Consider the following 24,968-nt stretch of genomic DNA (forward strand, 5'->3'; position numbering starts at 1 on the left):
AACTCAATTGCATTTTCATTCTGCATGCTTCCCTGCCAGCGGCTGAATGGTGTTGAATAGTAGCCATTGTAGGGTATGTACGCCTTTGTAAAAGTTTTCATGTAACTACCTCCTGATTAATTGATTTGAACTGCGAGAGATTTGTAAAACATATGTTCCTCGAAGATTACACTGCCGATTACTCTACAAAACATGTACTTACTCCAGCAATAGAAACCATACCAGGGGGTAAGATAACAGTATTTTATGGCATGCAATCCTTATTTATTATACGTTCTTACTTGCCTTTAAAAACCGGTTTCCTTTTTTCTGCAAAAGCCTGAAAGCCTTCTCTCCCGTCTTCAGAGACATATGTGATAATGAAGCAATCATTCTCGTAAGTGATTGCTGATTGGATATCCATATTCATCCCTTTATCGATGGCATTTTTCAGAATACTCATTGCCACCCTCGGTTTTGAGGCAAGCTTTTTTGCCCAAGCCTTCGCCTCTTCCAAAACTGCTTCTTTTGCCACAACCTTATTTACCAAACCGATACGGTATGCTTCTTCACCGCTTACCGTATCACCCATAAAGAGGAGTTCTTTTGTCTTTGCCACTCCAACCAGCCTTGGCATTCTCTGTGTGCCGCCCGAACCCGGTATGATGCCGAGGTTTACCTCAGGACATCCTATACTTGCATCGCTTGCAGCAATCCTCAGATCGCAGGCAAGGGCAAGCTCGCATCCGCCTCCGAAGGCAAAACCAAAGAGTGCAGCGATTGTCGGTTTATGAATGTCGGCAACCTTATCCAAACATTTTCTGGAGACCCTCGCAAACACGAAATAATCCGGTATGGATTTTCCGGCTACTTCTTTAACATCCAAGCCTGCTGCGAAGGCTTTTTCACCACTGCCGGTAAGGATAATGGCTCCTATTGAGTCATCATTTTCAAGTTCGCAAAAGGCATTGTAAATATCTGTATATGCTTGAACATTCAAAGAGTTGACGGGCGGTCTGTTCAGCTTGACTATCGCAAACCCTTGTTCTTTCTCGATTAATAATGTCTCATATGCCATAGAGGTCTCCTTTAACTTTTTTTGTAATTATGCATTATGCCCTTTTTTCAACAGGGCAGCCTGTTTTGACCACATCCTTGCGATATGTGAGGTAATAAACATTTAGATTTTAAACTTACTCCCTCATCAATTTATTGTCAATAAATAATTCCAATGCAATTATATTGTTCCCAATTAAGCAACATTACTGTAAATTCCATATAGTCTATAGTTATTCAATAATTTGACTAACTATAGATTGATTAATATCATATTTTATTTGCCGGTTCAAGAAAAAACAAAATTAGGACGGCATCTCTTTTTATGTTACCTATAACTTTTTGTTCTTATCAATTGAAAGCATTAAGACAACTGCGCGTCAAGGAAAGGCCAAAAGCCTGAAAGGGGAATTTACTTGATTATTTGTGAAAAAATTATAGAATAATAGGTTCATGGATAAAAATGTATTAAAAGCAGTTGCCAAAGAATTTTATAAATATTTAGACGTTGAGAAGGGTGTGTCATATAATACAAAAAGGGCATACAAGGGTGATATAGAGGATTTCATAGAGTTTGTTGAAAAGAGCCCTAACGATATAGTGGATCATCATGCTATACGGGCGTACATTGTGAATATATATAAAGCGTTGAAAAAGTCTTCGCTGTCGAGAAAGGTTTCGTCTATAAAGGTGTTTTTTAAGTTTATGAAGAAAAAAGGTTTTATAGATGAAAACACAGCGCTGGTTATCAAGAGCCCGAAAGTTGAGAAACATCTGCCCAAATTTTATACTATAGACGAAATATTTCACTTTCTTGACTATCTTCCTAAAGAGGGGCTGTTAAACATACGAAACCGGGCAATCTTTGAGCTTATGTATTCGTCAGGCATGCGAGCACAGGAAGCCCTGAGCGTGAACGTGGATGATCTGCACCTTGAGGGGATGTGGGTAAAAGTGAGGGGCAAAGGAGGAAAAGAGAGGATTCTGCCTTTTGGTGAAAAAGCAAAGAATGTTCTTGATGAATATTTGAACTTAATAAAAGGGGTAGGGAGATATTCAGCAACCGGCCCTCTTTTTATAAATATCCGTGGGGGCAGGTTGTCTTACAGGGGATTATTGAAGATTATGAAGAAACACCAGATCAAGGCGCACCTTTTTAAAAACCTTGCACTTCACGGAATTCGCCACTCCTTTGCTACGCACATGCTTGACAGTGGTGCAGATCTTCGGAGTATCCAGGAATTGCTTGGTCATTCAAAGCTTTCCACAACACAAAAGTATACCCATGTTTCTTTGGACAAATTGATGGAGATATACGACAAATCACATCCGAGAAGGTAAAAAAATGGAAGCCACAACAATTTTGTGTATCAGACATAAAGGGGAAGTTGCTATTGGCGGGGACGGACAGGTTACAATGAACACGACCGTTGTGAAGCACACTGCGAAGAAAGTAAGAAAACTATACAAGGACAAATGCCTTTCAGGTTTTGCAGGTGCAACAGCTGATGCCTTTACACTTTTTGAGAGGTTTGAGAAAAAGCTTGAGCAGTACAATGGAAACATCACAAGAGCTTCAGTAGAGCTTGCGAAAGACTGGAGAATGGACAGAGCATTAAGACAATTACAGGCGCTTATGATAGTTGCCGATGCCGAACATACCCTGATACTTTCAGGAAACGGCGATGTTGTTGAGCCGGACGATGGTGTGGCAGCTATAGGCTCAGGCGGTCCCTATGCCCAGGCAGCGGCAAAGGCCCTTATAAAATATACCGATTTATCAGCTTCCGATATTGTGAAAGAGTCCATGCTTATTGCCTCGGAGATATGTATTTATACGAATGATAGAATTGTTATAGAGGAGCTGTAGATGGAGATATTGACCCCAAGGGAAATAATGGAAGAATTGAATCGGTATATCATAGGGCAGGAAAAAGCAAAAAAAGCTGTTTCCATAGCCCTCCGAAACAGGTGGAGAAGGCAGATGATCCCCAATGAACTCAGAGACGAGGTAGCTCCTAAAAACATTATCATGATAGGACCGACAGGTGTGGGGAAGACCGAAATTGCAAGACGACTTGCAAAACTGGCAAGCGCCCCTTTTTTGAAAATAGAGGCGACAAAGTTTACCGAAGTAGGGTATGTGGGAAGAGATGTGGAGTCTATGATTCGGGACTTAACCGAACTTTCTATAAATATGGTTAAAAAGGAAGAACAGGAACTGGTCAAAGAAAAGGCAGCAGGTATGGCTGAGGAGAGGATACTTGATATATTGCTGCCCACGGTAAAAAAGTCGCCCGATATACAGAACGGACAGGAACAGGAAGATGCATCGAGGGAAAAGATGAGGTCGCGCTTTCGTTCCGGTAAATTGAATGAAAAATTGGTTGAGATGGATGTGCCGGAGCGGGGGCTGCCTATGATTGAGATATTTTCTGCGTCGGGAATGGAAGAGATGGATATGCAGATACGGGATTTGTTCGGGAACATACTCCCGAAGAAGACGAAGAAAAGGAAGATAAGGGTAAAAGATGCATATGAGGTTCTTACACAGGAGGAATCAAAAAAACTTATTGATATGGATAAAGTTATAAAGGATGCAATTGAGAGGGTTGAACAGTCGGGTATTATATTCCTTGATGAGATTGATAAGATTGCAAGCCGTGACCACACACATGGTCCCGATGTGTCGCGGGAAGGTGTTCAAAGGGATATACTGCCTATTATTGAAGGCACTACGGTTACAACAAAGTATGGTATGGTCAAAACAGATCATATACTCTTCATTGCTGCTGGTGCGTTCCACATGTCGAAGCCTTCCGATCTTATTCCGGAGCTCCAGGGCAGGTTCCCTATCAGGGTTGGCCTTGACCCGCTTACAAAAGAGGATTTTTTCAGGATTATCACAGAACCGGACAATGCCCTTATCAAACAGTACCGTGCCCTTCTTGCAACAGAGGATATTGAACTTGAGTTTGAAAAAGAGGCTATCGAAGAGATTACGGACATAGCTCAGAAGATCAATGAGATGACGGAGAATATCGGGGCCCGGAGGCTTTATACGGTTATGGAGAAGCTGCTTGAAGATATATCCTATTCAGCGCCCGACATGAAGGAAAAGAAGATCGCTATTACAAAGCTATATGTTAGAGAGAAGCTTGGAGAATTCCTGGAAAAAGAAGACTTAAGCAGATATATACTGTAAAAAGGTTTTGAATTTTCAGTGATGAATGTTGAGTTGAAGAACAAACTGGATAAGGGGTAGCAAAAGATGTATAACACGATTCGTGAAACGGGGATCGCGGGACGAAAAACAGATAACGGACGACATTTTACCGTTTACGAACAATGATTTACGTAATACGATTAGCGGAGTTAATATGAGCGAGAAAATTAAAACGCTGCTGGAGGCATTGCCTTACATTAAAACCTTTTCAGGTTCGACGTTTGTTATTAAGTATGGCGGGGCGGCTATGGAAGAAGAGGATTTGAAAAAGGAATTTGCCCGGGATGTAGTTCTCCTTAAATATGTGGGGATCCATCCGGTCATTGTCCACGGGGGAGGCCCCGAGATAGGAAGATTACTGAAGGACTTAAAAATACCAACGAAGTTCGTGGATGGACTGCGCGTAACAGACGAAAAGACCCTTGAAGTCGTTGAGATGGTACTGTCAGGCCACATCAATAAGGAGATTGTGAAAAATATTAACGATATGGGAGGTAGGGCAATCGGCCTTTCCGGCAAGGACGGCAAACTTCTTGTGGCAAAAAAAGTTGAAGGGAAAGATATCGGTTTTGTCGGGGAGATTGTTGATGTAAATGTAGACATTATTAAAAGCATAAGCAGACACGGCTATATTCCCGTTATCGCGCCCATATCGTACGGGATTGACGGAAATTCTTACAACATTAATGCCGATACGGCTGCAGGCAGCATTGCAAAGGCATTGACTGCCGAAAAGCTCATATTGCTGACAGACGTAAAAGGTGTCCTAAACAAAGACGGAGAGTTACTTTCGACGCTAAGCAAAACAGAAACGGAAACTCTTATAAAGAACAAAACCGTTTCAGGAGGTATGATCCCCAAAGTTGATTGTTGTATCAACGCCCTGAAAGGCGGCGTGAAGGGGACGCATATTATTGACGGAAAGATCCCCCACGCAATTCTTCTCGAAGTCTTCACTGATTCAGGGATAGGTACTCAAATTACAGGAGGCATATAGCATGCAGGAAGAAGTAATTAACAAAGGCAGGCAGTACCTTGCCAATACCTATAACAGGTTTCCTATCGTTATAACAAAAGGTGAAGGTTGTTGGATATGGGATATGAATGGGAGAAGATATCTTGATTTTCTCTCAGGCATTGCGGTATGCAACCTGGGTCATGTGCATAAGGATGTATTGGAAGGACTTACCTTACAGGCAGGTAAGTTGTTTCACATATCGAACCTTTTTTTTATAGAGCCGCAGGTTAAGGCAGCAGAAATACTTGTTCAACACTCTTTTGGCGATAAAGTGTTTTTCTGCAACAGCGGCGCCGAGGCAAACGAGGCTGCAATAAAACTTGCAAGGAGGTACTCGTGGAAGAAATATGGAAAGGGAAGGCATGAGATTATTGCCATGGAAAATTCTTTTCACGGCAGGACATTGGGCGCCCTTTCGGCAACTGGGCAGACAAAGTTCCATGAAGGGTTTGAACCGCTCCTTGAGGGCTTTTCCTATATCACCTTTAATGATATAAATGTGGCTAAGAGAGCGATAAATGAAAAGACCTGTGCCATTATCGTTGAAGTTATTCAGGCTGAGGGTGGTGTTTACCTGGGCGGACAAAAGTATATAAAGGCCTTAAGTGAGATCACAAAAGAAAAGGATGTACTCCTAATTGTTGATGAAGTGCAGACAGGAATAGGCAGGACAGGAAAGTTTTTTGCCTATGAACATTACGACATAGAGCCCGATATAATGACTCTTGCAAAGGCTTTAGGAAATGGATTCCCGGTAGGTGCAATGGTTGCAAAAGATCCTGTTATGGAGGCTTTTGTGCCCGGGACACATGCGTCTACTTTCGGAGGAAATCCCCTTGCAGCATCTGCCGTTGTTGCAACGCTGAACACACTTGTATACGAAGGTGTTATAAAGAATTGTGAAAATGTGGGCAGGTATTTACATAAGGGGCTTTTATCTTTAAAAAAAGCATATCCCTTTATTACTGATGTACGAGGGATAGGGTTGATCTGGGGTATTGAACTCTCAATAAACGGAGATGAGGTATTGAAGGAATTCATGAAAGAAGGAGTCATGATAAACTGTACAAAGGGGAATATTTTGAGGCTGCTGCCGCCGTTGATTATCAGAAACGAAGAAGTGGATATTTTTCTGGAGATAGCAGACAGGATATTTGAAAAATGGTCGAAAAAAAACTAAAGTTGTGAGTGGTATGAACATGAGAATAAAACAGGAAAGTAAAGAGGTATTAAAAAGAGATTTTACAAAGCTGCTTGATATAAGCCGCGATGAGGCCCTGTACCTTATTGAGAGGACAGGTATGCTGAAGAAGCTGAAGAAAAATAGCATCGAACATAAACCGCTTAAAGATAAAGGCCTTGCCATGATATTTGAGAAGGTTTCTACCAGGACCAGGGTTTCATTTGAAGTCGGTATTCGTGAGCTTGGCGGTTATGCGATTGTTATGAATGCAAGTGAAACACAGTTGGGAAGGGGAGAGCCGGTAAAAGATACGGCAAGAGTCTTGAGCCGGTATATTGACGCCATAATGATAAGGACATACTCGCAAAAGATTGTCGAGGAGCTTTCGCAATGGGCCGATGTCCCGGTGATCAACGGTCTTTCCGATATGTATCACCCTTGTCAGATACTTTCCGATCTTTATACCATTATCGAATATAAAGGGAGTTTGAATGATACGAAAATTGTATATATCGGCGATGGAAACAACGTAGCCAATTCATGGATAGAAGCTTCCATCCTTTTCGGGTTGAACTTTTCTATAGCAACCCCGAAAGATTACCGGCCTGAAGAAAGCCTGCTTAGAAAGGCGAAAGAGAACAAAAGATTTGTATATACCGATGACCCCTGTGAAGTAGTTAAAGATGCGGATGTAATCAACACCGATGTATGGGTGAGTATGGGACAGGAGAAGGAGAAGAAGGAAAGAAAAAAGGCTTTTGCACTATATAAGATTGATAACGAACTTTTGAAGAGGGCAAGGGAAGACGTGATTGTCATGCATTGCCTGCCTGTATACAGGAATCAGGAGATTTCAGAGAGTGTATTTGAGAGGTTTCAGGGGACTATATTTACACAGGCAGAAAACAGACTGCATGTGCAGAAAGCACTATTGGAGTGGCTCATTCCCGGGCGCTGAAAAAATATTATTTTGAATTTTGAATTGTGGATTTTAAAGTAAAATCTTTTAAACCCTTAAATATTTTTAATGTGCTGTATTTCAAAATTCAAAATCTAAAATTCACAATTGAATTATTGGAGGGTAAAAAATGGATAATATAAAAAAAGTAGTATTGGCCTATTCGGGTGGTCTTGATACATCAGTGATAGTAAAATGGTTGATTGAGCAATATGGATGCGAGGTTGTTGCATATGCAGCAGATGTGGGCCAGGAAGAGGAATTGCAGGGACTGGAAGAAAAGGCGTTGAAGACCGGTGCTTCGAAGATTTATATAGAGGATTTAAGGGAAGAGTTTGCAAGGGACTTTATATTCTTTGCAATAAAGGCAAATGCTGTATATGAAGGTAATTACCTGATGGGTACTTCTATCGCAAGACCGCTTATTGCAAAGAGGCACATTGAGATTGCACGGATGGAAAATGCTGATGCTGTATCGCACGGTTCCACAGGCAAGGGAAATGATCAGGTGAGGTTTGAACTCACCTTCTATGCTCTTGAGCCGAATATCAAAATCATTGCTCCATGGAGAGAATGGAATTTTAAGTCAAGAGGAGACCTGATTGACTATGCACAGAAGCATGGCATTGATATACCTGTCAGTAAAGAGAAACCTTACAGCATGGACCGGAATCTTATGCATATCAGCTATGAAGGTGGTATTCTTGAGGATACATGGAATGAGCCTGATGAAAGTATGTTCCTTACTACGGTCTCTCCTGAGAGGGCGCCGGACAAACCGACTTATATAGAGATAATGTTTGAAAACGGTATACCGATAGGCGTGGATGGTCAGGTCATGACACCGTATAAGCTTATTGCCCATTTAAATAAGATTGGCGGAGCAAACGGGATCGGCAGAGTTGATATAGTGGAGAACAGGTTTGTCGGTATGAAATCAAGGGGTGTCTACGAGACGCCGGGATGCACAATTCTCCATGCTGCTCACAGGGGTATGGAAACTATTACTATGGACAGGGAAGTAATGCATATCAGAGACGGCCTGATACCAAAAATTGCTGAACTCATATATTATGGCTTCTGGTACTCCCCTGAAATGAATGCCATTAAGGCCTTTGTTGATGAAACACAGAAGGGGGTTGACGGTACGGTAAGACTAAGGCTCTACAAAGGCAACTGTAGCGTTGTGGGAAGGAAGTCGGAGAAGTCTCTCTATGCCCAGGATTTTGCCACATTTGATAAGGATTCTGTGTATGAGCAGCAGGACGCAGGAGGGTTTATCAAGCTCAATGCTTTGAGGCTGCGCATCAGGGCATTGATGAAGAAGTAATCAAGATAGTGAATAGTCGTTAGTGAATAGCGAATAGTAAAAACCACTAACGACTTCTGAGTAACTTAGCTCTATTTTAAAGTTACTCATTAACAAATCGCCCCGAAGGGGTGTGAAACGCTATTCGCTATTCACTAACGACTGATTTTGACAGGGGTTCATAATGGCAGACTATAAACCGCATACAATTGAAGAAAAGAGGCAGCAAATCTGGGAAGAGAGTAACCTATTTCACGTATACGAGGATCAGGATAAGGAAAAATATTATCTCCTTGAAATGTTCCCTTACCCGTCAGGGAAAATACATATGGGACATGTAAGGAATTATTCAATAGGAGATGTTATTGCCCGTTACAAGAGGATGAAGGGGTACAACGTGTTGCACCCTATGGGTTGGGATGCCTTCGGTATGCCTGCCGAAAATGCTGCCATTCAGCACAGTGTCCAACCGGCAGTATGGACACATGAAAATATAGCATATATGAGAAAACAGTTGAAAAGACTGGGATTCGGCTATGACTGGGCGAGAGAGATTGCAACCTGTGATGTTGAGTATTATAGATGGGAACAATGGATGTTCCTTAAGATGTATGAAAAAGGACTTGTTTATAGAAAAAGCTCGCCGGTGAACTATTGTGTGGAATGTCAGACTGTGTTAGCTAACGAGCAGGTGGAAGGAGGTCTGTGCTGGAGATGCGGGGAAGCGGTTATTCAGAAAGAACTTACTCAGTGGTTTTTTGCGATTACAAAATATGCCGACGAACTCATTGAATTTTGCGATAAACTTCCCGGCTGGCCGGAAAGAGTTCTCAGTATGCAGAAAAACTGGATAGGGAAGAGCTATGGTGTGGAAGTTGATTTTGAAATGGAAGACGGCACGCCTTTAAAGATTTTTACCACGAGACCTGATACACTTTACGGTGTGACCTTTATGGTCCTTGCTCCTGAGCATCCTCTTTCTTCAAAATTTGCCCAGGGAACCCCCTATGAAAAGGAAGCTCTTGCCTTCATAGAAAAAACAAAAACGCAGGACAGGAGCTTCAGAACAGAATCTGATGTTAAAAAAGAGGGTGTTTTTACCGGAAAATATGCCATAAACCCGTTGAATGGCAATAAGATACCTGTATATATAGGGAATTTTGTGTTAATGGAATATGGTACCGGCGCAATAATGTCGGTCCCTGCCCATGACCAGAGGGATTTTGAATTCGCCAAAACCTTTAACCTGCCCGTTATTGTTACAATAATGTCGCCGAGTGTATTACCCAACGGTGAAACAATGCATGAAGCCTATGAAGGCGACGGGGCGATGACAAACTCCGATATTTTTAATGGTATGAATAACAGAGAGGCCATCCCGAAAATCATAAGATATATTGAAGAGAAAAATATCGGCAAGGGGAAGATAAACTACCGCCTGAGAGATTGGGGTATTTCACGACAAAGGTATTGGGGCACACCGATACCTATTATTTATTGTGACCAATGCGGAACTGTACCTGTTCGTTGCGAAGACTTGCCTGTAACTCTTCCGCTCAATCTCGAGATAAAGGTAGTGGGAAAATCACCTCTCGCTGATTGTGCTGAATTCTATGAAACGGAATGCCCGATATGCGGAGGAAAGGCGAGAAGAGAGACGGACACTATGGACACCTTTGTTGAGTCTTCATGGTATTTTCTGAAATATGCATGCGCAGACTATAATGCAGGACCTCTAGATAGAAAAAGGGTGGATTACTGGATGCCTGTGGACCAGTATATCGGCGGCGTGGAACATGCAGTCCTTCATCTGCTCTATTCGAGATTTTTCAACAGAGTATTGAATGAACTCGGACTGGTAGGTGTCAGGGAGCCCTTTGAAAATCTCCTTACCCAGGGCATGGTTATAAAAGACGGGGCAAAGATGAGTAAATCAAAGGGAAACGTTGTTGACCCCGATTATTTAATTGAAAAGTATGGTGCTGATACGACGAGACTCTGCTGTCTCTTTGCCTCACCGCCTGAAAAAGACCTTGAGTGGAGCGATAAAGGGGTAGAGGGCTCCAGCAGATTCCTCCATAGAGTATGGAGGCTTGTTGTGGATAGGCTGGATGAATTGAAAGGCATAGAAGCTGTCTTTGAATTGAAAACAGGCGGTGTTGACGCTGCACAGCTCACTTTCAGGATTCATAAAACGATCAAAAAGGTGACAGAGGATATTGAGCGGTTTCATCTTAATACGGCAATTGCAAGTATTATGGAGCTTGTGAACGCAATGCACAGATTTGTCGAAAAAGGAAGAAACAATGAGGAACTAAGACTTGTAAAGGGCGCTGTTGAAACCTTACTAACATTGCTTTTACCTTTTGTACCTCATATTGCTGAAGAATTGTTGGAGATGTTAGGGAAAGATATACGTGTTACGGCAGATAATTGGCCTCAATACAAAAATGAATATACTATAGAAGATAAGGTTGTCATTGCCGTCCAGGTAAACGGGAAACTGAGGGATACCTGTGAGGTGGAAAGGGATATTGACGCCGATGCACTCAAAAGGGTTGTCCGTTCACTTGATAAGATAGCAAAGCAGATTGAGGGGAAGGAAATTAAAAAGATCATTGTTGTTCCAAATAAGCTTGTGAATGTGGTGTGTGAATAAATATAATAAAAAGTGGATGGTGGATAGTGATGAAAATTGAAAAATCTTTTCCATGTAGAGCATATTTAATTTTATTTATTGTGTTAATGCTTTCTTGTTGTGGATATCAGATGGTTAAGGAAAAGGGAATATTCGGAGGCGAAATATCGTCTATTTATATTCCGCTATTCAAGAATAAGACCTACGAGCCACATGCTTCCGGCTATGTTACCGATGCATTTGCAAAGGAGCTTGTTGCCACAGGCCTTTTCAAGTTGAATAAAGAAGGCTCTGACGGGTACATTCAAGGAAGTATAAATAAAATCAGGATAATCCCTTCTGCTATGAATGCTCAAGGTATTGTTGTTGAGAAGAGTGTTGATATGACGGTTGATCTCTCTCTCTTCAATAAAACCGGTGCTTTTATTAAGAAATGGACACTGTCGGAAACCGAGATATATAGTGTTAATGATGTAAGTAGCGAAGATTACAATAAAAGAGAAGCCTTGAGAAGGATGTCAGGAAGAATGGCAAGGAAATTCAGTTCAATTGCATTGATAGATTATTAATTATCCTTTTGGCTGAGAAAGGCTGTTAATCTTTTTCGTAAGTCTTGATACCTTTCTTGAAGCATTATTTTTATGTATAACGCCTTTTGATGTGGCTTTATTTATATAAGATATGGCAGATTTAAAAAGGTTGCCAAGATTTTCTACTGCTTTGTTTTCCATTGCAACCATAACTTTTTTAATATGTGTCTTCATTGTTGACTTAACATGAGAGTTCCTAAGCCTTTTTTCTTCAGACTGCCTGGCTCTTTTAATTGCTGATTTGTTCTTCTTCAAAATCTACCTCCATTTAATTTTTACAATTACTTGAAAACCAGCGCTCGGGTGTCCAAGCCGCCCCCTCCACCGCCAAAGCACGACCCACTATCGTGGGTACCCCGCCTCTCCTTCTATCTCATTGTGTGAGCTACTTGGAAAGTCTTCGTACAGCAAAGCATAGGAATCTTTTACCATTGATGCCTGCAGGAAGTCAAATGTAAAATAGGCTCACATTTGACAGTTTATGGATTATAGATCATAGTTAATATAATTTCAAAAAACCGTGAACCATCAACTGCGAACCACTAACTTAATTTTAACCGAGGTCGCAAAAAAAGTAAGTCCATTCTCAAAAAATTGCAGGCACTATAAATTTTAATAAATTTAGAGCGGCAGGCTCGTTAATTTAATAAACCTTATTTTTTTCCGGCACTTCTCTTTGATGCTTTCAGTGGGTTGATCTTTTGCTCTTCTACTTTCTGTCCCTTTTTTACATGCGATGACATAGGGCAGGAACCGTTTTGCCATTTTTGAGCCGGGTAAGGAAAGCTAATACAATATTTACCGGTTGCTAACTCCATCACTTTTGAACATCCCTCACAATTTTCAACGATTGCGTAGCATGTACCGCCATTATAGGAACATCCATTTTTTTTCATGAAAAGACACTCAAGACCTTGTTTTACTGTTTGGCATTGCATAACAGCATCACCTCCTTTTAATATTGAAAAAACGTGTAAATTAACTACATTTTAGCGCAATTGTCAATATCAAACTTGATTAACCAGCAATTCTCGGTAAGCTATTTTTCAAGGTGTGAACAATCTTTCCTGCCCCTGCTCCCCTACTTACAAGGTTTAAACATTGCGAAAAATAAAAGGGAATTTTATCAACGATGATTACTGTATGCACCCAGACCCCAAAAAGTCTGCGGAAGCCGATAGCTGACCGCTGAATTGATAGGAAATGCACAAAAAGTTATTGTGTGCCAAGACCTTCCAGCCATTCCTTTATAACAAGCAGTACTTCAGTGCTAACAACAAGATTTAAATGTTTTACTCCATCCAATAGTTTTACCTGCCCTTTTGTATATTTAGAAACAACCGGCTCAAATTGCCCGGCAGAAAAGGCTTCATCTTCTGTACCGACGATAACTAACAAGGGTTGTTTTATGGCGCTAAGGTCTTTCTTATAGTTACGAGGTGCATATGAAGTATTTAGTCTGTAAGAGTATGAAAGGGTTTCTGTCCCATCACGCACTTCTTTGGGCATGTTGAAGTCCATAACGTTCAGATAATTAAACAGGCGAATCCCAACATTATTGAGCATGATCAGCCCAATGATGCGCTTTGTATAAGGACGAGCCCACCCCCCGGAGTTGTGACGTACGGTAGGTGCATTGTATTGGAGATAGGGGGACAGAAGCAAATAGGCATGCCCGTATTTGCTGCCTGCAAAACGTACAGCCAGTCCTCCTACGGACGAGTGGCCACCCAAAATAAGCATTGCCTTCGGGTTATCCTTTGGGATCATGGCAATAAAGTCTAATAGATCATCTTCCAACTGGCCAATATAGTCTACGTCGCCACGTCTTTCAGGAGAATGCCCATGTCCCCGTAAATCCGGGGTATAAACCTGCGATAATCCTTCAGAGCTGATAAACCCGGCTAAAGGCAGGAAATACCGGCTATGCCAGCCTGAGCCATGTAACAGAATTGTCACCTCATTGGATTAAGCCGAATAATACCGGTAAGCTAATTGTTTGCCCTCTCTTGCAGTGAATGTTTTCAGTTGCGGCAGTTTTGTATAGTCAATGTAAAACTCTTTGAAAGCCATACTGCCTTTGTCAGGAGTTGACTTTTCAGCCTTTCCACTTAAAATCAGCATAAAGGCAATTCCAAAATATATCACTACGGACTTGAGTACAAAAATTGATATGTGTAAAAACCATTATTCATCATTTCTTATCAAATATTTGATTTATCCGACCTTACGTCCAGCAAGCTTCTCATGTTATCAGTTTAACAATGTCCTTATATGTCACGAACATAGTGAGAATAATAAACAATGTTATACCAATTAAATTGGCCATTTGATATATTTTTGGCGCCAGAGGTTTTTTTATAATGGATTCAACGAAGAGGAGGAACAACTGACCTCCATCCAGGGCCGGGAAGGGAAAAAGATTCATCACGCCAAGACTCATGCTTAATGCCCCAGTGAAAAATAAGAGAGACAGTGCCCCTTTGGTTGCAGCTTTACCTGCCATGGCGGCTATGCCTACAGGTCCTGATAATCCTTCCATTGTACCGTTTCCGGAAAGGATGTTCAGAATAAAGAGGATGGTTCCCGATAGTATTTCATAAACAGTTTTAGTGCTTAGTAAAAGGGCATCTAAAAAAGAAAGGTTTTTGCCCATTATAAAAACAGGAATAAAAATGATACATGCAAAGGCGATATTACATAATGACCCTGCCGAAAAAATTAGTGTCCGACTCAAAAACGAGGTGTCCATCAATTCCTTGGCTTCATCATCGCCATCCTTTGAAAAACTTACAAATCCACCGAGAGGAAGTAGGCGCAAGGTAAATTCTGTTTCTTTGTGACGGAAAAGCGTAATCAATCGTGGACTGAAAGGGAAGCCTACTGAAAACTCATAAACCTTGACCCCGGCTATCCTTGCAGCGATAAAATGACCGAATTCATGAATAAGCACGACTGATGAAAATACGACGGCGAATGCGATGATTGAAACTATCAATGGTTTAAACCCCCATAATTTTTTATACAACTATATATCAGAACAGGATTTTTTTACAATAGGATATTATCCCCTCTATATTGTAATTGAAAATCTCATATGTATCCGGACGAGATCAGTACACGATAGGTCAATCAAAAAAAATGCCTATCAGTCCCGGCATTCTGGTAAGATATGGCAAGGAGGACAAATTAAGAATGTTAGAACAAATTGGAGCATTTGAAAAGGTTCCTAAGCAGGATCTGCTGAACAGAATCGACGGTCTGAAAAGCCTTATGGCAGAAGCCAAGATGGGTTTTGCCCTGATTTGGGAGAATGTGGATAGATTCTATTTTACAGGTACCATGCAAAAGGGCATTCTTGTCGTACCTGTAGACCGGGAGCCCTTGTTTTTCATTGAGCAAAGTGCGGAAAGGGCAAAGATGGAAACATCCCTTGACTTTATGCATGTAAAGAATGATAAGGAAATCTGGGAGATACTTGGTAATAAGGGGTTTTTAAAGGGTACGGCAGGTTTGGAACTGGATGTGCTGCCGGTAGCTACTTTTGAAAGAATGAAGAGGGGAATTGGTTTTGGTCGTCATGCAGATGTGATGCCTCTTATCAGGGAACTGAGAATTGTAAAGAGCCCATTTGAGATTGAGCAGATAAAGATGTCCGGTAGGATGCTGTCCTATGTTTTCAAGTCGGCAAAAGATGTTGTCCGTGAAGGGGTTACTGAACTTGATATCGATGCTATGCTGGTTGCTGAAGGTAGGAAGCTCGGACATCAGGGATTCCTCCGGATGCGCGGGGTCAACCAGGAGATGATGACGCTTACAGCACAATCAGGATTTACCGGCGCAGTTGCTACATATGCAGATGTGCCCATTGCAGGAGCAGGGGTGACACCAGCTGTGCCGCAGGGCTCGTCATTTAAAAAGGTGGAGAGGGGAATCCCTGTCACAATCGATTATGGCGGAGGGTATAACGGTTACATTACTGATGAAACAAGGACTTTTGTAGTAGGGAAACTTAAGGAACTTTTTAAGAAGCCTTACGAGACTACCCGGGCAATAATAGAAGATACGGAAGCCTGGGGCAGGGAAGGGGTTGAATGCACCGAGATATTTTCACGGGCATATCGCCTGGTAAAAAAAGCACACTTGCAGGATTATTTTATGGGGCATGGAGAAGGACAGGTTTCCTTTATCGGCCACGGCTTAGGTCTTGAAATCAATGAATTGCCTGTTATTACAGCAAGACATAGCCGTGTACTTAAAGAGGGGATGGTGTTTGCCTTTGAGCCAAAATTTATCATTCCAGGTGAGGGGGCAATAGGGGTAGAAGTTGATTTTATTGTCAGGCAGCATTGTTTTGAGCGGGTAACGGGAGATTCAATAGATATTGTTTACGTGTAGGGTGAAAACACGTATGCAACTCAAGCGAAACCGTCAAGCTTAACGTTAAATTTTTAATTAACAATTGTTATTTATAAAAAAAGTCTTTTAGCCAATGCAAAAAAAAATTGCAAAAAGGGGGGCTTTTATGATATTAACCTAAGTGAAATAATTCTCTTGAATTATAAGAGGTAAAAAATGATTGATTTTAATTATACGATACTTATTCAGTTTGCAAATTTGTTGATTTTGATGATACTTCTGAATTTTTTGCTCTTCAAGCCCGTTATCAAGGCAATTAGCAGGAGAGAAGAGACAATCGGCTCACGCTTTGATAAGGCAAGTTCAATGAAGGAAATGGTCAACACACTGAAAAAGTCATATGAGGACAGCGTAAAGGAAAGGAAAAAACCGATTATTGAAGAGAAAGACACGGTCATTATCAAAGCGCATGCTGCTGCAACGCAGATTATCGAGAAAGCAAGGACGGATCTGACAGACGAGATTTCTAAGATACGGATCGATATGGAGAGCGAGAGCAAAAAGGTGCGTCAGGCACTAATAATGGATGTGGAAAAACTGTCCGATGAAGTCGTGCAAAAGATATTAATAAGGAGTTTCTCATGACCGGTGGTTCTGAATCATGGCTGTCCTGGGTTTTTAAATTTGTGAATTTTGCAATACTTGTAGGGGTCCTGATAAAATTTGCCGGTAAACCTTTTAAGGATTATTTTATAAACAGACATAATACAGTTAAAGATAAACTTGAAGAAGCAGAGAGGGTACTCAGGGAAGCCCAGGAAATGAAGGCAACTTATGAAAACAGGCTTGAATGTCTCAATGAGGAGATAGGGGAATTCAAGAAGGCAGTGCTTGAAGATGCTGAAAAAGAGAAAAAGAGAATACAGGATGAAGCCACGGCTTTTGCCTCCAAACTCAGGGAACAGGCAACACTTACATACACACAGGAAGCAAAGGAAGTAAGTGACAGGATCAAGGAAGAAATAGTAAGACTTACGATGGAGCAGGCAGAAAAGCTTGTCAAGGAAAGACTTACAAAGGAAGACCATAACAGAATGGTGGAAGAGTTTATCGAAAAAATGGGGAGCCTAAATTGATAAGTCAATCAATTGCAAAAAGATATGCAAAAGGTTTATTTGCCGTTGGGGAAAAAAACGGCAAATACAGAGAATACCTGACAGCCATGGAGACCATACTTGAAGTTTTTAATAAGGAGCAGCAACTGGGAAAAACCCTGATGCTCCCGATTCTTGAAATGGAAAAGAGAAAAGGGCTTCTTGGAGACATCATGAAAGCCTGTGATGCGCCGCTTCCATTGGCAAATATGTTCAGTATGCTCCTTGAAAAGAACAGGATGGGGTATATTCACCTGATAAAAAACGTTTATAGTGAACTTGTGGATGAAAAGGAAGGGCGGATAAGAGGAACCCTTTATACGGCATACCCTCTTATTGACACAATGAAAAGCCGAATTGAAGCCGAATTGAAAAGGAAATTGCAAAAAGACGTGGTTCTTCAGATTATTGAAGACAGAACGCTAATAGGTGGGGTTAAGGTTAATGTAAAGGGAACTATCATAGACGGTAGCGTAAAACAACAGCTTGAAACGTTAAAGGAAAATATTTTGAAGGAGTAGGATATATGGAGATCAGGGCAGACGAGATAAGCAGGATTATAGAGCAGAAGATAATGGGTTTTGAAAGGGAATTAAATCTACAGGAGACGGGTGTAATCATTTCTGTCGGTGATGGTATTGCGAGGATTTATGGACTTCAGAACGCCATGGCAGGAGAGCTTCTTGAATTCCCGCAAGGCATAGCCGGTATGGTCTTGAATCTCGAAGAAGACAATATCGGCGCCGTTATTTTCGGCGAGGATTATAAAATTAAAGAAGGGGATCTGGCAAAAAGGACAGGCAGGATTGCCCAGGTTCCGGTTGGCGAATCCCTTATAGGCAGAGTTGTTGATGGCCTCGGAAACCCGATTGATGGAAAAGGCCCTATCAAAGCAAAGGAGTTTAGAAATGTCGAGCAGATAGCTCCTGGGGTTGTAGTCAGGCAACCTGTCAAGGAGCCCATTCAGACAGGTATTAAGGCTATTGATGCAATGATACCGATTGGAAAGGGACAAAGAGAACTGATCATCGGCGACAGGGGGACAGGGAAAACTGTCGTTGCTATAGATACGATAATAAACCAGAAAGGAAATGACGTCTTTTGCATATATGTGGCCATAGGACAGAAGAGGTCCTCTGTTGCAAGGACGGTAGACCTCCTAACCAGTTATGGCGCAATGGAATATACAACGGTTATGGCTGCAACTGCAAGCGATCCGGCACCACTTCAGTATCTGGCGCCTTTTGCAGGCACTTCAATGGGCGAATATTTCAGAGATACAGGAAGACATGCACTTATCGTATATGATGATCTTTCAAAGCATGCTGTTGCATACAGGCAGATATCGCTTCTGCTGCGTCGTCCGCCGGCAAGGGAGGCATATCCGGGCGATATTTTTTATCTTCATTCAAGGCTGCTGGAGCGGGCGTCCAAGTGGGATGATGCACATGGGGGTGGTTCTTTGACAGCGCTTCCAATCATTGAAACCCAGGCAGGCGATGTCTCTGCATATATACCTACAAATGTTATCTCCATTACGGATGGCCAGATATACCTTGAACCTGAACTTTTTTACGCAGGCGTCAGACCTGCCATAAATATTGGAATCTCGGTATCGAGGGTTGGCGGCAATGCCCAGATAAAAGCGATGAAACAGGTTGCGGGACGATTAAGGCTTGAACTTGCCCAGTACAGGGAGATGGCTGCCTTTGCCAAATTCGGGAGTGACCTTGATAAGGCTACTCAGGCCCTTCTTGCAAGAGGATCACGTCTGACAGAACTTTTAAAACAGGGGCAGTACGTACCGGTTCCTGTTGAGAAACAGATTATATTGATGTATGCCGGCGCGAACGGGTATATTGATGGATATCCTGAGAGCGAGCTAAAAAGATATGAACAGGAACTGTTCCGGTTTGTGGAAGAAAAACATCCGGATCTAATTACGGAAATCAGGGAGAAGAAACAGATTGACACATCTGTTGAGGATAAGCTTAACAGCGTACTTGATCAGTTCAGAGATAAATTTACCTATTAAGGACGTTTGATGGCAACGCTAAGGGATATAAAAAGGAAGATTGGCAGTATAAACAGTACCCGGACGATTACGAGAACTATGAAGATGGTTTCTGCCTCGAAATTGAGAAGGGCACAGGAAGACCTGGAGAAAATACGGGCATATGCCTTAAAAATGGAAGAGTTGACTGCAAGGGTTATAACAAGGGTCCCGAAAGAGATCCATCCGCTCCTTGCCGAAAGGGAAGAGATAAAGAAGGTACTTGTTGTTTCTATGGCGTCAGACAAAGGTTTGTGCGGCGGTTTTAATATGAATATCGGTTTGCAGGCAGAAACGTTTGTAATACAAAACAGGGATAAATATGAGCGTATAGGCATATATGTCTTTGGAAAAAAAGTTAAAGACTACCTCCAGAGAAGAAAGGCCGACATTGTAAAAGACTGGACTGATATTCGAAAAATTAACCAGGACTTTGCGCATACCATGGCCGATGATCTGATAAAGCTATATATGGAAGGTGAATTCGATAAGGTATATCTTGGACATAATCACTTCCACTCTGCGGCACAGCAGATCCCTGTATTTGAAGAGTTTCTTCCTTTAAAGACTTCCGGTAAACCGGAAGGTATCGATTATCTGTATGAACCGGAAAGGGACAAAATCATCGAAGCCCTCATCCCGAAATATATCAGTACAAAGATTTACTTTGCCCTTCTGGATTCCCAGACATCGGAACATGCTGCAAGAATGGCTGCCATGGAAAATGCTACAAGCAACTGTGGCGAGATGATAAATTATCTTACCCTTGTATATAATAAACGAAGACAGGAAAGCATAACCAATGAGATGATGGACATTGTTGGCGGTGCCGAAGCTTTGAGAGGAACATAAAAGGAGGAATTATAGATGAACTTGGAAGTTAAAGGAAATATTGTACAGGTCATAGGAACGGTAGTGGATATAAAGTTTCCCTCTGATAACCTTCCTCCGATATATGGAGCAATATACATAACAAATCCGTCGATAAACGATACTCGCGAGAACCTTGTCCTTGAGGTTGCCCAGCACATTGGAGACAGCAATGTACGCTGTATTGCCATGAATACGACAGATGGATTGATGAGAGGGCAAGAAGCTGTATATAAGGGCGCACAAATAAGCATCCCTGTGGGCAATGAGATACTCGGTAGGGTGTTGAATGTCATTGGGGAACCGGTGGATGGAGGCGGGGCCGTTTCGGCAAAAATGAAATATCCTATACACAGGCCTGCGCCGACACTTATCATGCAGAATACGAAGGTCGAGTTGCTGGAAACGGGCGTCAAGGTCATTGATCTCCTTGAACCGTATTCAAAGGGCGGGAAGGTGGGGCTCTTTGGCGGCGCCGGTGTGGGTAAAACAGTTATTATCATGGAGATGATACATAATATTGCCACGCATCATGGCGGCATATCCGTCTTTGGTGGTGTGGGGGAACGGACAAGAGAAGGCAACGACCTCTGGCTTGAGATGAAACAGTCAGGCGTTATTGATAAATGTGCACTTGTTTACGGGCAGATGACAGAGGTGCCAGGCGCCCGTGCAAGGATAGGGCTTACAGCGCTGACCGCAGCAGAATATTTCAGGGATGAGGAGGGACAGGACGTACTGCTCTTTATTGATAACATATTCAGATTTACTCAGGCAAATTCAGAAGTATCGGCGTTACTTGGCAGAATGCCCTCCGCAGTCGGTTACCAGCCGACGCTTGCAACAGATCTCGGTGAACTTGAAGAGAGGATTACATCAACACTGAAGGGCTCAATTACCTCTGTTCAGGCTATCTACGTACCTGCAGATGACTTAACCGACCCGGCTCCGGCAACAACATTTGCACACCTTGATGCGACTACAGTGCTTTCAAGGCAGATTTCAGAGCTCGGTATATACCCTGCCGTTGACCCCCTTGATTCAACAAGCAGGATCCTTGACCCGAAGGTTGTCGGTGATGAACATTACTCCGTAGCGCGTGAGGTTCAGAGAATACTTCAGAAGTACAAAGAATTGCAGGATATTATTGCTATCCTTGGTATGGATGAGCTTTCAGAAAACGATAAGCTTGTTGTTGCACGTGCCAGAAAGATTCAGAGATTTCTGTCCCAACCTTTCTTTGTTGCAGAGGCATTTACCGGTCAGCAGGGCAGGTACGTTGCATTAAAGGATACAATCAAAGGCTTTAAAGAAATTGCAGAAGGAAAATATGACGAGCTTCCGGAACAGGCGTTCTATATGGTTGGTACAATAGAAGAGGCAGTTGAAAAAGCTAAACAATTTATGGGGGATTAATTGTGAGTATGCTTAATATTGAAATCGTAACCCCTGAGAAACTGCTTGTGCGCGAAGAAGTCGACATGGTGGAAGCAACTGGGGAACTTGGCGAGTTCGGCATTCTCCCCGGCCATATAAAATTTCTGACAACTATTGGTATCGGTGAAATCCGTTATATGAAAGCCGGCAAAACAAGACATATTGCAACGAGCGGAGGTTTCGGGGAAGTTATTGAAGATAAGGTTACTTTTCTCGTTGATACCGCAGAATTTGCAGAAGAAATAGATCTTGAGCGCGCAAAAAATGCAAAGGATCGTGCAGAGTCTGTCCTTAAAGATATATCTATAGATACAGCCGATGATTTTAAGGTACATGAAATGGCATTACAACGGGCAATATCAAGGATATCGGCAGCTTCAAAGAGAATTTAATGATCTTTTCCGTAGAAGATAAGCTTTTCAGTATTTTTCCGGAGTTGAAAATCGGTGTTCTTGTCTGTGAAATAGAAAATAAGCGGTACGGTGAAGACAGATTCGAAGCGATACTTGAGGACATAAGAACCAATTTTCCTTACAAAAATCCACAGGAACATCTTCATGTAAAAGTATGGAGGGATGCATTTAATAAACTTGGCATTTCCGCATCGAAATATTACAGCTCTATTGAATCACTTTTGAGAAGGATTTTAAAAGGCGGTCCCTTTCCGAGAATAAGCCCAGTTGTTGACCTGTATAATGAAATCTCTTTGAAATATCTTGTCCCTATGGGAGGTCATGCCATTGTGCCGATAGAAGGCGATATTTCTCTTTGTTTTGCAGAAGGGAATGAGACCTTTATACCCATGGAGGGCGGTGAGCCCGAGATTGTGGGCAAAGGTGAAGTTGTTTATAAGGATGAGAAAGAGGTACTTACCAGAAGATGGGTGTGGAGACAATGTAACAAAGATAAAGTAACCGTTGATACAACATCTGTATTTATTCCCATAGATGTTATGGAAGGACTTTCCGAGGGACTATGCGGGAAGATCATGGATGATATGGAACATGGTCTATTGCAGAACGGCTACGGCAGGGTTGTGCACAAAGACATAATTACCAGAAACAGGCTTTACACGCAATTCAGCATTTAATATGCAATGACAAAATCTTCTTAACGACTGAAAGTTATGTGCCAAAATGTTTTTGATATGTATTCTCAAGCACTTCTTCCAGTTCCCTACGAAAATCTTCATATTTTTTGAGAAATGCTTTACCGGAGGGAGTAATATGTGAACCGCCTCCTGACAAGCCGCCTACTTTTCGTTCAAGAAAGTCAAAACCGAGCTTTTCTTCAACAGAATTGATAATAAGCCATGCTTTTCGATAAGAGATCTTGAGATCAATGGCAGCCTGGTGTAGCGAACCGGCCTTTTCTATTTGTTTTAGAACTCTATATGGACCTTCTCCGAAGGCTTTTCCATCAGTATCCAGCCAGACTTTATAGGCAATTTTCATGTATGCTCCTTAGACTACCTGACACCGATGTAATAAAAAAATTCTGTACATCCTATGTTCTAATAATTCCTTGTCCAACTCGCACATATTATGAAGAAAAATATTATTAACGGTTGTAACCATGTGTTACAGATTTATTAATTGCATTATATTCTGCTTCGTTAAGATAGCCGTCACCGTTTCTGTCGTATTTTTTAAAATCTTCAACGGTTAAATTTGGTACAACAGCGCTTAGCTCGACAGGGGTGATCCTGCCATCATTGTTGTTATCCACATCCCTGAAATGCCTGCTATTTGTTCTTTCTTTGATCCTAACAGGGTGTTCTTTATTGGTTTTAGTTGATGCATGTTTTTGCTTTGTGGATTCGGATATCGGTTTTGCTATTTCTTGTTGAAAAACGCTATATATACCGATAGCCTTTGTTATTCTTGCGCCGTCGCCTGTGTAGGATATTGCTATTTTATCGCCGACCCTTATTTGTTCAAGGTTCTTATAGCCCTTAAAAACCGGATTGAGCACATCAAAGGTTACAACTATCCCCTTGTTTCTAACGGTAATGGTTTTGCTAACCATATTTACATGAGAAACAGTACCAACGAAATCCCCCTTTGATCTTACCCTGATTATTACTTTTGATGGCTTGGAGTTTTTATCTGTGGTCGGTTTTTCCTGTGCAATTCCTGGGGTTATCATTGTACAAACAAAAAGAATAATAAAAACTATAAATATGATTTGCCTCATACCGCTCTTTTGTTCTGTTGTATTCAATATCTCTCCATATTATATCTTTTTTTACTCGACATGGCCGAGTTCCTTTGATATGAGCCTCGATGCTTTCATTAACTCTTGTATGATGTCTTCGATGGCGCCTTTTTTTATCTGGAACGCCGGTTGAGTAGCTCCGAGTGCAGCAACAACATTTCCGTAGTAATCCCTGATTGGCACTCCGATACCAAGAAGCCCCTCTACAACTTCGTCCTTTTCTACATAATATCCGAGTTTCCTTGCTTCATTCAGCTTATGCATAATTTCATCCGTATCCGTTACAGTATATTCTGTTATTTTAGTTGGCGGATATTGCTGCAGAAGCCGTTTTATTTCCTCCTCATCCATATGGGCAAGCAGTGTCATACCCAACATTCCGTAATAGGGAGGTCTTTTAAGGCCTGTACGTGCGCTGATCCGTATTATACTATTTGACTCGTTTTTATCGATATACAAAAGTTGGTCGTTCTTTATAACACCGAGGAGAATGATAGCCTTAAGGTTCTGTGAGAGAGAATCCATATAAGGGGCTGCAGCTTTCCTTATGGACAGGGACTCATACACAATACCGCCCAATTCAAGGAATCTTAAACCCAGACTGTACTTTTCGTTTGCAAGATCATATTTAAAAAAACCGGCGTTCTCAAAGGTCTTCAGGATTCTGAATACTGTTGTTTTAGGAAAACCCGTCCTTTTTTTTATCTCGGTAAGTGTGAATGAATTTTCTTTATCAGTATAAAGGTTTAGTATTGTTACGATTTTTTCTAGTACCTTTATGCTATACTGTTCTTTCATGGTATCATTTTTCATTTACTATAAAATAGTGTGCTGTATTATTGATTGACAAAACATATATTGCTTATCCTCATGCAAAAGAAATTATGTGGATAGTTCAACCGCATCTAAATTGTGCACCCC

At 41.7% G+C, this 24,968-nt stretch carries 27 protein-coding genes; 18 read left to right on the forward strand and 9 right to left on the reverse strand.

The genetic code is table 11. The features are described 5' to 3' along the window. Positions 1-277: 277 nt before the first annotated feature. Positions 278-1,057, reverse strand: a complete 780-nt coding sequence (locus tag NT178_13585; protein ID MCX5813557.1) for an enoyl-CoA hydratase-related protein — start codon at positions 1,055-1,057, stop codon at positions 278-280. Between the two features lie 431 nt (positions 1,058-1,488). Between NT178_13585 and NT178_13590 the strand changes: the two genes are divergently transcribed. The 9 genes from NT178_13590 to lptE all read left to right on the forward strand — a co-directional run bounded on the left by NT178_13590 (position 1,489) and on the right by lptE (position 11,936). Further along, on the forward strand, positions 1,489-2,376 hold the full coding sequence (locus NT178_13590) for a tyrosine-type recombinase/integrase (protein ID MCX5813558.1): 888 nt from the start codon (positions 1,489-1,491) through the stop codon (positions 2,374-2,376). 4 nt (positions 2,377-2,380) lie between these two features. Continuing rightward, a complete protein-coding gene (gene hslV, locus NT178_13595) occupies positions 2,381-2,905 on the forward strand; it encodes an ATP-dependent protease subunit HslV (GenBank protein ID MCX5813559.1) in 525 nt (174 codons plus the stop codon). Further along, positions 2,906-4,240, forward strand: coding sequence for an ATP-dependent protease ATPase subunit HslU (gene hslU, locus NT178_13600; GenBank protein ID MCX5813560.1), 1,335 nt, complete (start codon positions 2,906-2,908; stop codon positions 4,238-4,240). 175 nt (positions 4,241-4,415) lie between these two features. Continuing rightward, positions 4,416-5,258 (forward strand): acetylglutamate kinase, encoded by an 843-nt coding sequence (gene argB / locus NT178_13605; GenBank protein ID MCX5813561.1) that lies wholly within the window; start codon positions 4,416-4,418, stop codon positions 5,256-5,258. Position 5,259: 1 nt separating this feature from the next. Then, positions 5,260-6,459 (forward strand): aspartate aminotransferase family protein, encoded by a 1,200-nt coding sequence (locus tag NT178_13610; protein ID MCX5813562.1) that lies wholly within the window; start codon positions 5,260-5,262, stop codon positions 6,457-6,459. A gap of 13 nt (positions 6,460-6,472) precedes the next feature. Further along, positions 6,473-7,420 carry an ornithine carbamoyltransferase gene (gene argF, locus NT178_13615; GenBank protein MCX5813563.1) on the forward strand — a complete coding sequence of 316 codons (948 nt, stop codon included), beginning with the start codon at positions 6,473-6,475 and terminating at the stop codon, positions 7,418-7,420. Between the two features lie 130 nt (positions 7,421-7,550). Then, positions 7,551-8,750 carry an argininosuccinate synthase gene (locus tag NT178_13620; protein MCX5813564.1) on the forward strand — a complete coding sequence of 400 codons (1,200 nt, stop codon included), beginning with the start codon at positions 7,551-7,553 and terminating at the stop codon, positions 8,748-8,750. 163 nt (positions 8,751-8,913) lie between these two features. Then, positions 8,914-11,388 carry a leucine--tRNA ligase gene (leuS, locus tag NT178_13625; protein ID MCX5813565.1) on the forward strand — a complete coding sequence of 825 codons (2,475 nt, stop codon included), beginning with the start codon at positions 8,914-8,916 and terminating at the stop codon, positions 11,386-11,388. Between the two features lie 110 nt (positions 11,389-11,498). Next, positions 11,499-11,936, forward strand: coding sequence for an LPS assembly lipoprotein LptE (gene lptE / locus NT178_13630; GenBank protein ID MCX5813566.1), 438 nt, complete (start codon positions 11,499-11,501; stop codon positions 11,934-11,936). Here lptE and rpsT read toward each other — a convergent pair whose 3' ends face one another. From rpsT to NT178_13655, 5 genes are all read right to left on the reverse strand, one after another. Further along, positions 11,937-12,212 carry a 30S ribosomal protein S20 gene (rpsT, locus tag NT178_13635; GenBank protein MCX5813567.1) on the reverse strand — a complete coding sequence of 92 codons (276 nt, stop codon included), beginning with the start codon at positions 12,210-12,212 and terminating at the stop codon, positions 11,937-11,939. It lies immediately after the preceding gene. Between the two features lie 398 nt (positions 12,213-12,610). After that, positions 12,611-12,895: a PxxKW family cysteine-rich protein gene (locus NT178_13640; GenBank protein MCX5813568.1), complete on the reverse strand. Its 285-nt coding sequence runs from the start codon at positions 12,893-12,895 to the stop codon at positions 12,611-12,613. A 277-nt stretch (positions 12,896-13,172) separates the two neighbouring features. Further along, the gene (locus NT178_13645) at positions 13,173-13,916 is read right to left on the reverse strand and encodes an alpha/beta fold hydrolase (protein MCX5813569.1); all 744 of its coding nucleotides are present in this window, start codon (positions 13,914-13,916) and stop codon (positions 13,173-13,175) included. Positions 13,917-13,925: 9 nt separating this feature from the next. Continuing rightward, a complete protein-coding gene (locus NT178_13650) occupies positions 13,926-14,081 on the reverse strand; it encodes a hypothetical protein (GenBank protein ID MCX5813570.1) in 156 nt (51 codons plus the stop codon). Positions 14,082-14,202: 121 nt separating this feature from the next. Then, positions 14,203-14,955 (reverse strand): site-2 protease family protein, encoded by a 753-nt coding sequence (locus tag NT178_13655; GenBank protein MCX5813571.1) that lies wholly within the window; start codon positions 14,953-14,955, stop codon positions 14,203-14,205. A 197-nt stretch (positions 14,956-15,152) separates the two neighbouring features. Between NT178_13655 and NT178_13660 the strand changes: the two genes are divergently transcribed. From NT178_13660 to NT178_13700, 9 genes are all read left to right on the forward strand, one after another. Next, positions 15,153-16,355 (forward strand): Xaa-Pro peptidase family protein, encoded by a 1,203-nt coding sequence (locus NT178_13660; protein MCX5813572.1) that lies wholly within the window; start codon positions 15,153-15,155, stop codon positions 16,353-16,355. Between the two features lie 177 nt (positions 16,356-16,532). Continuing rightward, on the forward strand, positions 16,533-16,961 hold the full coding sequence (locus NT178_13665; protein MCX5813573.1) for a hypothetical protein: 429 nt from the start codon (positions 16,533-16,535) through the stop codon (positions 16,959-16,961). After that, positions 16,958-17,452, forward strand: coding sequence for an ATP synthase F0 subunit B (locus NT178_13670; protein MCX5813574.1), 495 nt, complete (start codon positions 16,958-16,960; stop codon positions 17,450-17,452). Before NT178_13665 ends, NT178_13670 begins: the two co-directional genes overlap by 4 nt. Continuing rightward, positions 17,449-17,991, forward strand: coding sequence for an ATP synthase F1 subunit delta (atpH, locus tag NT178_13675; protein ID MCX5813575.1), 543 nt, complete (start codon positions 17,449-17,451; stop codon positions 17,989-17,991). Before NT178_13670 ends, atpH begins: the two co-directional genes overlap by 4 nt. Before the next feature lie 5 nt (positions 17,992-17,996). Next, on the forward strand, positions 17,997-19,505 hold the full coding sequence (gene atpA / locus NT178_13680; GenBank protein MCX5813576.1) for a F0F1 ATP synthase subunit alpha: 1,509 nt from the start codon (positions 17,997-17,999) through the stop codon (positions 19,503-19,505). A 9-nt stretch (positions 19,506-19,514) separates the two neighbouring features. Beyond that, positions 19,515-20,375, forward strand: coding sequence for an ATP synthase F1 subunit gamma (atpG, locus tag NT178_13685; protein ID MCX5813577.1), 861 nt, complete (start codon positions 19,515-19,517; stop codon positions 20,373-20,375). Positions 20,376-20,390: 15 nt separating this feature from the next. Continuing rightward, on the forward strand, positions 20,391-21,809 hold the full coding sequence (gene atpD / locus NT178_13690; protein MCX5813578.1) for a F0F1 ATP synthase subunit beta: 1,419 nt from the start codon (positions 20,391-20,393) through the stop codon (positions 21,807-21,809). Further along, positions 21,809-22,222 (forward strand): F0F1 ATP synthase subunit epsilon, encoded by a 414-nt coding sequence (locus NT178_13695; protein ID MCX5813579.1) that lies wholly within the window; start codon positions 21,809-21,811, stop codon positions 22,220-22,222. The genes atpD and NT178_13695 overlap by 1 nt, the downstream gene beginning before the upstream one ends. After that, positions 22,222-22,920 carry a phenylalanine--tRNA ligase beta subunit-related protein gene (locus NT178_13700; protein ID MCX5813580.1) on the forward strand — a complete coding sequence of 233 codons (699 nt, stop codon included), beginning with the start codon at positions 22,222-22,224 and terminating at the stop codon, positions 22,918-22,920. The genes NT178_13695 and NT178_13700 overlap by 1 nt, the downstream gene beginning before the upstream one ends. A gap of 34 nt (positions 22,921-22,954) precedes the next feature. Here the strand turns inward: NT178_13700 and NT178_13705 are convergent, their stop codons facing one another. The 3 genes from NT178_13705 to NT178_13715 all read right to left on the reverse strand — a co-directional run bounded on the left by NT178_13705 (position 22,955) and on the right by NT178_13715 (position 24,860). Then, entirely contained in the window at positions 22,955-23,284 is a 330-nt protein-coding gene (locus NT178_13705; GenBank protein MCX5813581.1) for a LysR family transcriptional regulator, read from the reverse strand. A gap of 106 nt (positions 23,285-23,390) precedes the next feature. Continuing rightward, positions 23,391-24,053: an EF-hand domain-containing protein gene (locus NT178_13710; GenBank protein MCX5813582.1), complete on the reverse strand. Its 663-nt coding sequence runs from the start codon at positions 24,051-24,053 to the stop codon at positions 23,391-23,393. Between the two features lie 24 nt (positions 24,054-24,077). Beyond that, entirely contained in the window at positions 24,078-24,860 is a 783-nt protein-coding gene (locus tag NT178_13715; protein MCX5813583.1) for an IclR family transcriptional regulator, read from the reverse strand. Positions 24,861-24,968 lie beyond the last annotated feature (108 nt).

This window comes from Pseudomonadota bacterium, assembly GCA_026388255.1.
In the GTDB taxonomy this organism is placed as follows: domain Bacteria; phylum Desulfobacterota; class Syntrophorhabdia; order Syntrophorhabdales; family Syntrophorhabdaceae; genus JAPLKB01.

Coding starts and splice junctions, on each gene's coding strand:
- NT178_13585 (MCX5813557.1), bottom strand. CDS start 1,057: ATGGCATATGAGACATTATTAATCGAGAAAGAACAAGGGTTTGCGATA.
- NT178_13590 (MCX5813558.1), top strand. CDS start 1,489: ATGGATAAAAATGTATTAAAAGCAGTTGCCAAAGAATTTTATAAATAT.
- hslV (MCX5813559.1), top strand. CDS start 2,381: ATGGAAGCCACAACAATTTTGTGTATCAGACATAAAGGGGAAGTTGCT.
- hslU (MCX5813560.1), top strand. CDS start 2,906: ATGGAGATATTGACCCCAAGGGAAATAATGGAAGAATTGAATCGGTAT.
- argB (MCX5813561.1), top strand. CDS start 4,416: ATGAGCGAGAAAATTAAAACGCTGCTGGAGGCATTGCCTTACATTAAA.
- NT178_13610 (MCX5813562.1), top strand. CDS start 5,260: ATGCAGGAAGAAGTAATTAACAAAGGCAGGCAGTACCTTGCCAATACC.
- argF (MCX5813563.1), top strand. CDS start 6,473: ATGAACATGAGAATAAAACAGGAAAGTAAAGAGGTATTAAAAAGAGAT.
- NT178_13620 (MCX5813564.1), top strand. CDS start 7,551: ATGGATAATATAAAAAAAGTAGTATTGGCCTATTCGGGTGGTCTTGAT.
- leuS (MCX5813565.1), top strand. CDS start 8,914: ATGGCAGACTATAAACCGCATACAATTGAAGAAAAGAGGCAGCAAATC.
- lptE (MCX5813566.1), top strand. CDS start 11,499: ATGGTTAAGGAAAAGGGAATATTCGGAGGCGAAATATCGTCTATTTAT.
- NT178_13640 (MCX5813568.1), bottom strand. CDS start 12,895: ATGCAATGCCAAACAGTAAAACAAGGTCTTGAGTGTCTTTTCATGAAA.
- NT178_13650 (MCX5813570.1), bottom strand. CDS start 14,081: ATGCTGATTTTAAGTGGAAAGGCTGAAAAGTCAACTCCTGACAAAGGC.
- NT178_13660 (MCX5813572.1), top strand. CDS start 15,153: ATGTTAGAACAAATTGGAGCATTTGAAAAGGTTCCTAAGCAGGATCTG.
- NT178_13665 (MCX5813573.1), top strand. CDS start 16,533: ATGATTGATTTTAATTATACGATACTTATTCAGTTTGCAAATTTGTTG.
- NT178_13670 (MCX5813574.1), top strand. CDS start 16,958: ATGACCGGTGGTTCTGAATCATGGCTGTCCTGGGTTTTTAAATTTGTG.
- atpA (MCX5813576.1), top strand. CDS start 17,997: ATGGAGATCAGGGCAGACGAGATAAGCAGGATTATAGAGCAGAAGATA.
- atpG (MCX5813577.1), top strand. CDS start 19,515: ATGGCAACGCTAAGGGATATAAAAAGGAAGATTGGCAGTATAAACAGT.
- atpD (MCX5813578.1), top strand. CDS start 20,391: ATGAACTTGGAAGTTAAAGGAAATATTGTACAGGTCATAGGAACGGTA.
- NT178_13700 (MCX5813580.1), top strand. CDS start 22,222: ATGATCTTTTCCGTAGAAGATAAGCTTTTCAGTATTTTTCCGGAGTTG.
- NT178_13705 (MCX5813581.1), bottom strand. CDS start 23,284: ATGAAAATTGCCTATAAAGTCTGGCTGGATACTGATGGAAAAGCCTTC.
- NT178_13715 (MCX5813583.1), bottom strand. CDS start 24,860: ATGAAAAATGATACCATGAAAGAACAGTATAGCATAAAGGTACTAGAA.